Source organism: Paenibacillus sp. 1SOY10, from assembly GCF_056836745.1.
In genome coordinates this window covers 297,186-305,827 of record NZ_JBXENK010000005.1, presented here as the reverse complement: position 1 = coordinate 305,827, position 8,642 = coordinate 297,186, and the positions used below count along the sequence as shown (strand labels likewise).

Below are 8,642 nucleotides of genomic sequence, written 5' to 3'. Positions count from 1 at the left end.
AAATTCCAGCTAAACATCGATATCCTCTAGTTTTCCAGCAAATAACGGGACTTTTTCCCGCTAATCTTCATTTCGAGCCCACAACTAGCCACTCAAGCGCAACCGTCCGCTTTACGGTACCCGTTGGCGTTCTTACGATATCAGCGGTCGCTCTCAAGGTACCTATTGGCATCCTTACCCTGCCAGTTTGTCGTTCTTACGGTACCCGTTTGGCTGGCTCCTTACGATGCCAATAGCCTTTGCACTTTCCGTTTAAGCACGGCGAATGCCGACCGTTGTGATCTCACAAGGAGCCACTGGCAGCGACAGGCAGCCTGCCGCACTCTTGGACAACGGCGCAGCCGCTTCTTCAAGAATCGTCGTCTTATAGAAGTGTTCATGCGGGATATCCGTGCCGAGTGTTAACTCCGCCGCTTCGTCGCTCATATTGTACCAACGCAGCAACAGATCGCCCGTCTCTTGGTTCATTTTGAGGGAGGAGAAAGCCAGTTCCGCCCCTTCCCACTGAAACGGCTTGTACACCGGTGCCAGCGGTCCTTCATGAACTCCGGTCTGGCAGACGGTCCAAGGAATCTGGAATTGGTAGGCCTCGGTATAAGCTCCGGATGCAATGCCATCACCACTATGCGGAATCAGTTCCATCCGAACAGTGTAGGTATCCAGACATTGCGCCTCTGGTGTCGGGAACAAGCCCCAATCGCCCAGTTCGCCAACCGAACGCAACAGTGTGATGGCAATGGTGTTGCGGCCGTCACGCAAGACTTCGTATTCGTTCAAGCCAAGATTGGCCACCGTCAGGCCGGCTCCCTCTCCACTTACATCGACAAAGGCTTGCTGATGCTGGGTATTGCTTGGGTTCTCCCATTCCGGCGCAGGAACGATATCACGCTCAGCCACTTCAAACATAGAATCGACGCTAAGCGTTGAAGCCTCGATATCGGTCGGGAACAAGGCGCGTACGCGATGATCCTTGGCCGTATTGTTAATCGTCGTTTCGATCTGTACGCCCTTACCTGCCGCTTCAAGCGAGATTACAGTACGCAACGTGATCGTCGTTACTTCATTGCTGCGACCTGCCTTCCGGCGAGGGAAGTATACCAGTTCCCGTTGTTCCTCATCGAGCTTCTCATCCGCAGATACAGGAATCTCCCAAGTATGGTTGATTTCCAGCGATGCACGGTAAGGCGCGTCCTCCAGCACACGGATGTCTGCTGCCAGACCCTTGGTTGTCAGCGGAGTCGTGCCTTCCGGCTGTCTGTACATATACTCGTTCCCGATATCTCCAGTATCCTCGTAGATACCCAAATCACGGTAAGTCTTGCCGTTAGCCTTGTCAGTCAGCGTGAACGAGCCATCTTGAGCCAGTTCGACCTTCAGGCTCTCGTTCTCCAATACCTTGTCTCCTGTAAGCAGGGAAGCAGGCTGGGCTGCTGTCTTGGCATCGCGACGTACCCATGCGTAGGTGCTCAGACCCAGTGCCGGGATATCCTGTGCCAGGAAAGTCAGCTTCACTTTGCGGCACATGTACGGCTGGCGGAATTTATCGTCCGGCAAATCATAGCCGAACAGTAGCCCCAGGTCTTCAACAGTACAAGGTACCGTGTTGCCTTCGGCATCAACCAGTTCACGGCCAGACAAGTCTACAGCCTTCATGCGGCGGCCTGTCTCTTCTACGCCAAGCCCTTCACGCAGGTACAGACGAGCGGCATCCAGTTCCACCGTCACCGTTCCTGTGCGAGTCCAGCCTGTTGTATTCATCGCGATAACGGGCAGCGGGTCTTCCCCATAAGCAGCAAATACCGAGGTATTCACAGCATCGGCAATGACTTGCTTGCTATCATCAATTAGAGTTTCAGCCACATGGCGGCTCTTCTCGAAGCGCGTTACCATCTCGCGGTGAACCTCATCCACGCTACAACCGCAAATGCTGTCATGCGGATGGTTCTGCATCAACGTCTTCCAGGCATAGGTGAACAGATGATGCGGGTAATCCTTACCCAGCAAATGCGCAACCGAAGCAAGCGGCTCGGCTACCTTCTCCAGCAAGGCTTGACCTTCCTGGTTCATTTGCTTCAAGTACACCCGGGCCGAAGCGGTGTTGACCAGCGTTCCCCAGCCATCATTACGCTGGCTGCGCAGCTCGCCCTTCACCGTCGACAGGTCGCGACCATCCAACGCGCGATCCAGTTCATTCAGATAGTCCGGGAAGTTGGAATGTATGAACTTCGTATCCGGATACAGCTTCTCTGCCGTACGGATCGCTTCAGGCAGATCCAGTTGCAATGGCTGGTGATCACAGCCATTCATGAACAGAAGTTCTCCCGTAGCCGCATACTTCTCGGCATCGGACAGCTTGCGATCCCAGAATGCCTTCGCTTCTGCTTCATCCACCGGAACTTCATTCCCGTTGGAATACCAGTTAGCGAACAAAATACCAAGCACCTTGGAGCCGTCTGGACCTTCCCAGATCAGCTCGGAGAAGGAGGATTCATAATCACCCTCGGATACCGTGTTGTTGAAGCCCGTTGGCTTAACGCCACGGCCAAAGAAGACATTGTTAATGCCAGATTGCTTCATCAATTGCGGTGTTTGTCCGACCAGACCGAAGGTATCGGGGAAATATCCGATTTTGGCTGGCGTGCTGTACTTCTTCGCATCCTGATGACCAATTTGCATATTGCGAACATTGGCTTCTCCGCTGGTCAGGAACGCATCCTGCAAGATGTACCAAGGACCAATCAGGATACGGCCGGCACGAATATGCTGCTCCAGACGTTCCTTGTTCTCCGGGCGAACTTGAAGATAGTCTTCCAGGATAATTGTTTGTCCGTCCAGATAGAAGCTGCGGAATGCTGAATCTCCATCCAGCTTATCCAGCAGTGCATCCACCAGCTCAACGAGCCGGACATGATGCTTCTCATAAGGTAAATACCATTCCCGGTCCCAGTGGGTATGGGAAATGATATGTGCGGTTCTTTGCTTGCTCATTTGCTGATCCTCGCTTTCTTAAGCCGCATAAGTTAGTCTTAAGCTTCGATTTCCAAAGGATACTCTTCCATGTAGCTCAGCAATTCGTCGACAGTTGTAAACGCCAAACCAGTCACAGTGTCGGCACAGCCATAGTAAATAGCGATACGTCCTGTATCAGCATCAGTCAAAGCCGCACAAGGGAACGTTACGTTCGGTACATCGCCAACACATTCATACAGCGTTTCTGGGCCGAGAATATAGTTGCGGGAGCGAGCCTTCACAATCCATGGCTTGTCGATATCCAGCAAGGCACAGCCCATACGGTACACGAAGCCGTTGCAGGTATTGATAACACCGTGGTAAATCAGCAACCAGCCTTTGTCGGTTTCAATCGGAACCGGTCCTGGGCCGATTTTTTTGGATTGCCAAGCCGAAGCATCACCGTTAATTGTACCCATCACATAACGATGCTTGCCCCAGAAGGTCAAGTCCGGGCTGATGCTGTAGAAGATATCGCCAAATGGCGTATGTCCTGTGTCACTTGGGCGGCTCACCATGGCATAATGGCCGTCAATCTTGCGCGGGAACAACACGCCGTTACGGTTATATGGCAAGAAGGCATTTTCCTCTTGGTGGAACGTCTTGAAGTCGGTCGTCCAGGCAATTCCGATGGTAGGGCCATGATAGCCATTACACCAGGTAATATAATAGCGGTCGTCAATCTTGACTACGCGTGGGTCGTAACGATATTCGCGCTTCGTGATCTCTTCGTCACCTTCAAATTGAATCGGCTCATGGTTAATGTTCCAGTTCACACCGTCATCACTGAAGCCCGCGAAGATGTCCATGCTTACTGAACGGGAATCGCAGCGGAATACACCGGCAAATCCACCTTCAAAAGGAACAACGGCGGAGTTGAACACACTGTTGGAGTTCGGAATAGCGTGACGCTCGATAATCGGGTTTTGCGAATAACGCCATACTGGAGCATTCAAGCCTTTAGGCTTATCTTGCCAAGGAATATTTTTCAAAGCTTCACCGATAATTTTAGACATGGTCTTGTCTCCTTTTCTTTGTTAAGAGATTGGCGAATATGAATATCAATGGATTGAGATTACAAAATGCCTTCCTTCATCGCTCTGTACACCAATTGCGAGAACAGGCTGTTCGACCAAGCAAACCATTTACGGGTAAAAATTGTTGGGTCATCAGCATGGAAGCCTTCGTGCATGAAGCCAGTTCCAGCATCTGTGGATTCCAGCATGGCGATCAGTTCCAGCTTCTCTTCCTTCGATTGCGCCGTGATGCCCTGCATCGACAAGGCCATATGCCAGATGTAATCCTTCGGCGTATGGGGACTACCAATCCCTTTGGCTGCTTTCCCTTCAAAGTAGAACGGGTTCTCCTTGCTCAGGGCAAAACGACGTGTATTTTGATAAATCGGATCATCCGCGCCCACATAACCAAGGTATGGTATGGACATCAAGCCCGGCGTACCCGCGTCGTCCATCAGGCAATAGTTGCCGAAGCCATCAGTTTCGTAAGCATAGATAGGTCCAAATTCCGGATGGCGATAGATACCGTACAGCTTGATGCCATGATCGACCTCGAACTCCAGCTCTTTCAATTCGGCCAGGAAGTCCAGATCTCTGAATACCCACTCCGCAAATTCCTGCATTTGACGCAAGGTTACCACGGCGAACATATTACCCGGAATGTTGTAATGGAAGTCGCAAGCATCGTCACTGGAGCGGAAGCCGGACCAGATCATGCCGGTATAGTTCACGGGCATACCGAGCCCGTTATTGCGCAAGGAATCCTCAGGGATGCCGTTGTTGCGGGTAAAGCGGTAAGGCGATTGTTCAAAGTGATGTTGCTCGGTTTTGAACAGATCATAGATTTTGCGCATCGCGGCTTTGAAGCCGGCGTCGAAAATATCGGTTTGCTCGGTTTCCTTCCAATAGGTATACGCCAAACGAACCACGAAGCACAGGGAATCAATTTCGAATTTGCGCTCCCATACCCATGGAGACATTTCGGTCACGTCCGCCGTATTCCAATGCCAGTCATTTGCCGACTCGTTAAATGCATTGGCGTATGGATCGATATGAACATATTGAATGTGACGCTTGATCAAGCCGCTGATAATCCGCTGCAGGTCGGCATCTTCTTTGGCAAACGGCACATATTGAATAACCTGCTCCACGGAATCCCGCAGCCAGGAAGCTGGAATATCACCCGTGATGACAAAGGTCGTACCATCATCCATCAACTTGGTGGTTGTTTCGAGCGTGTTAGGGAAACAGTTCTTGAACAGTTCCAGCAGCTTGGGACGATGGGCCAGCTTGGTCTCTGCTTCGGCCAAGATGTCTTGAACGGCTTGCGGCAGCTCCAGCTTAGGCATAGGTATTTTAGGAAGTCTGAATTGTTCCATGAGTGATGGTTCTCTCCTTTATTAAAAGTTCGCAAGAATGTCTCCCGTTATTTAAAGCTCATATTAACGGGAGACATTTTTGCTAGGTTAGACTCTGCTCTCGGATGGCCGAATGATCACAGCCACGTGAGAGTCATTATGACTTGATCTTCAAAGTCTTGATTTCATATGGGGCAAAATCCAATGTGATCACGCCGCCTTCGGCGTTCACAGGCTCAAGCTCTTCCTCAAGCGCATTGGATAGAACCGCTGACTGGAACGGCAGGTTCCAGGTTAACTCTACATGCTCGCGACCACCGGTCGACTCGTAGAAGCGCAGAACTACGCCATCGCCATCCTCGGCTGGCTTGACCGTATCCAGTACGACATGCTGACTGTTAAAGCCCAGCAACGCATGAGCTGCAGGCAACGAACCTTCATGAGCCTCAGCCGCCAGGACCGCTGCTTCATGATTCAGCTCAGCGGCTGCACGGACCGTATGGGCTGCTTGCCAATCGCCTTCGTGCGGGAACAGTGAATACGTAAATTCATGCTCGCCCAGGTCGGCCGTCATGTCTGGCCATTTTGGTGCCCGCAGCAAGGATAGACGAATCGTGCTACCTTGAACATCGTAGCCGTACTTGCAATCATTTAGCACGCTGACGCCGTAGCCGCGTTCGGACACGTCGGCGAACCGATGTCCGCATACTTCGTATTGAGCTTGCTCCCAGCTAGTGTTGCGATGCGTAGGACGTTCCAGCGCACCGAACGGAATTTCATAAGTAGCCTTGTCGGTAACCACGTCAATAGGGAAGCCAACCTTCAGCAGCTTGTGATTCTCGTTCCAGTTCACCTTCGTTTGGAAGTCAATACGACGATCATGATGGTACAGAATCAGGTCTTGCTCAATCTCCGATTGCCCTACGCTCCAGCGGAACCGCAGCACATCCTTAATCGCTCCCCGTGCCACAACACGGCTCTCCAGCAGCTTCGCATCACCAGCCGGTTGTTGCTCATAACGGGTATCAATGTCCCAGGCATCCCATAATGTCGGACGATCATGGAAGAAGTGGAAACGGTTCGCCGCTTCTTCGGCTTTGACGATTTCACGGTTCGCCTGCTTATCCCACAGGCTGACAATCTCCCCGCGATCATTAAAGGTTAGGCGGTAGAACTCAGTTTCCCACTCACCAGGAATGGCTTGCCCGGCTTCATCTGCTCCAGTCTTCTCAGCAGTCGCTTCGCTCCGCAGCCAAATCGTTTTGTAACCGAAAGCCGGAACTTCCGGTACGCGCACCCAAACTGCCGAGCCATCCGTTCCCGGAAGCACATCCAGTTCAAGCTTCGTACCCTTATCGTCATAAGCTACCACGCCGCTTACGTCAGCGCCACGCAGTTCAGCAACCAGGTCTCGAGACCAGCCGAGACTGTTGAACATAATATATGGCACGCCGTCGCCCTTCGTCGCGATCTGTCCGGCTAACGCCTCCAGGCCGTGACTGAGTCCGGCATAACCTTTTTCAAAGACATCCTCATATTCCTTCAAGGACGTCACATAAGATTCCGTAATCGCCGAACCTGGAATAATATCATGGAACTGATTCAGGAGAATCAGCTTCCAGCCATCCTGTAAGGTGGACTGAACCTCACGCTGCCGCTCTGCAGATACGGCAGGAGCCGACAATGCGCTCCAAATCTCCGCTTCACGGTACAGAATCTCTGCCTTGCGGTTGCTGCGTTTGTTACGTCCGTGAGTTGTATATGTCCCCCGGTGAAGTTCGAGGTACAAATCGCCATGCCACGCCGGCAGCTTCGGCTGTGCCGCATCAATTCCGTCAAAGAAGTCGGTCGCTGTGCTATAAGCACTCGACGGCTGACCTACCATCAGTTCAGCACGATTGATATACTCCAGCATCTCGCGGGTAACCCCGCCGCCGCCATCACCGTGCCCGTACAGCAGCATTTGCTCAGGGTGAACGGCCTTCTCCCGGTAGGACTGCCAGTGATCATGAACATCCTTCGGCAGTGTATTCTCGTTCACACCATGGTTCAGATAGGACAGCATCGGCGTTCCGTCGATACCTACCCAATGGAACAGGTCGTACGGGAACAAGTTGGTGTCGTTCCAACCCAGCTTCGTCGTCATGAAGTAGCGAATGCCACCATGCTTGAGAATTTGCGGCAGAGAAGCGCAATAGCCAAACGTATCAGGCAGCCACTCAATCTCGGAGGTTTGTCCGAATTCTTCCTGGTAGAAGCGTTGACCGTACAGCATTTGCCGCATTAGCGACTCACCGCTTGGCAGGTTAAGGTCGGGCTCGACCCACATCCCGCCGACTAGTTCCCAACGACCTTCCTTAATCCGTTCTTTCACTCGTTCATATAATTCAGGATCATTATCCTTCAAATAGGCAAATAATTGCGGTTGGCTTTGGGCATAACGGTATTCCGGATATTCGCGCATGAGTGCATCAACCGTAGAGAAGGTCCGACTGGCTTTACGCACCGTCTCCCGAGTTGGCCACAGCCAAGCGATATCAATGTGGGACTGGCCCACCATATGAATAAGTCCTTCGGCATTGCCGCCGACTTCTTTGATTCTATGAGTTAAAGCTTGCTCAATGTCAGCGATAGCACTACCTTCTCGAACAGCCTGTTTGTCTAACATCACAAACGCATCCATCGCGGTATATATAGCTTCAATCAACCGGGTACGGCGAAGATCTTGCTCTGGCAACAGTACCGCGGAATCTCGAATGATTGTTACTGCATACATCAGGCTTTGCACCGGCTGATTCACCAAAACCAGTTGACTTTGGATATTGGTAATCGGAGGCTGAATATTGGCCTGATGATTAAGCGGGTCCACCGGCTCCGGAATAGGATCAAACAGTTCGATTTCCAAATCAAGCGACCGGGCGTCATTAACCGCAGGCAAGGTCACAAAGCTATGGTTGCGATCCAGCCCCTGCGCCGACTTGCCGTTAATGCGCAGTAACCCTTCCCCGATGGAAGCAAATATCAATCCCGTCTGGCCATTCCAGCTTGACGGTATCTCCAGCTTCTTCCGAAAGAAATAAGTTGTACCTTGCGTACTTGGAAAGCGCTCGAAGTTCTGGCCTTCCGGGTATGAAGTCTCTTCTGTGTAATTTCCAGGAACCACATAGGTAGAGGTCGTAATCTCCCAATCCCGCAGCGGAGCCACTTCAAGCCACTGCGCCTCCGACAATTCCCGAATAAAACGTTTGATCCGTTCCAT

General features: G+C 51.8%; 4 protein-coding genes. All 4 read right to left on the bottom strand.

Going from position 1 to position 8,642, the window contains the following annotated elements:
* Positions 1–252: 252 nt before the first annotated feature.
* The 4 genes from AC1VOR_RS15245 to AC1VOR_RS15230 all read right to left on the bottom strand — a co-directional run bounded on the left by AC1VOR_RS15245 (position 253) and on the right by AC1VOR_RS15230 (position 8,642).
* Positions 253–2,988 carry an alpha-mannosidase gene (locus AC1VOR_RS15245; protein WP_482618888.1) on the bottom strand — a complete coding sequence of 912 codons (2,736 nt, stop codon included), beginning with the start codon at positions 2,986–2,988 and terminating at the stop codon, positions 253–255.
* 38 nt (positions 2,989–3,026) lie between these two features.
* On the bottom strand, positions 3,027–4,025 hold the full coding sequence (locus AC1VOR_RS15240) for a glycoside hydrolase family 130 protein (protein WP_482618886.1): 999 nt from the start codon (positions 4,023–4,025) through the stop codon (positions 3,027–3,029).
* A gap of 59 nt (positions 4,026–4,084) precedes the next feature.
* Positions 4,085–5,404 (bottom strand): glycoside hydrolase family 125 protein, encoded by a 1,320-nt coding sequence (locus tag AC1VOR_RS15235; protein ID WP_482618884.1) that lies wholly within the window; start codon positions 5,402–5,404, stop codon positions 4,085–4,087.
* Between the two features lie 136 nt (positions 5,405–5,540).
* A complete protein-coding gene (locus tag AC1VOR_RS15230) occupies positions 5,541–8,642 on the bottom strand; it encodes an alpha-mannosidase (RefSeq protein ID WP_482618882.1) in 3,102 nt (1,033 codons plus the stop codon).

Bases quoted from the DNA above. Each gene is read 5' to 3' on its own strand.
- AC1VOR_RS15245 (WP_482618888.1), bottom strand. From the start codon at position 2,988: ATGAGCAAGCAAAGAACCGCACATATCATTTCCCATACCCACTGGGAC.
- AC1VOR_RS15240 (WP_482618886.1), bottom strand. From the start codon at position 4,025: ATGTCTAAAATTATCGGTGAAGCTTTGAAAAATATTCCTTGGCAAGAT.
- AC1VOR_RS15235 (WP_482618884.1), bottom strand. From the start codon at position 5,404: ATGGAACAATTCAGACTTCCTAAAATACCTATGCCTAAGCTGGAGCTG.
- AC1VOR_RS15230 (WP_482618882.1), bottom strand. From the start codon at position 8,642: ATGGAACGGATCAAACGTTTTATTCGGGAATTGTCGGAGGCGCAGTGG.